Genomic DNA, 238 nt, shown 5'->3' on the forward strand with positions numbered 1-238 from the left:
GTGACGTCCGGCAGCGCGCTCCCCTCGACTTTGAGCTGGAGCACCGCGGTCACGTCGTAACCGAGCTTGTCGTAGTCGACGACGGGCGTGTACCCGCGGATCACGCCCTCCTCTTCGAGGTCGCGGAGGTGGTTCGAGACGGTCGTCACGGACACGTCGAGCTCGTCGCCCAGGCTCCGGAGGCTCGCGCGGCCGTTGCTGAGCAGCGAGTTAATGAGCTTCGCGTCGAGGTTTTCGT

1 protein-coding gene is annotated in these 238 nt (G+C 66.0%); it reads right to left on the reverse strand.

Going from position 1 to position 238, the window contains the following annotated elements; translation table 11 throughout:
• On the reverse strand, positions 1–238 hold a 238-nt coding region (locus tag EXE45_RS19040; RefSeq protein WP_137695204.1), incomplete at both ends, for a winged helix-turn-helix transcriptional regulator.

It is taken from the genome of Halorubrum sp. SP9, from assembly GCF_005435015.1.
Classification (GTDB): domain Archaea; phylum Halobacteriota; class Halobacteria; order Halobacteriales; family Haloferacaceae; genus Halorubrum; species Halorubrum sodomense.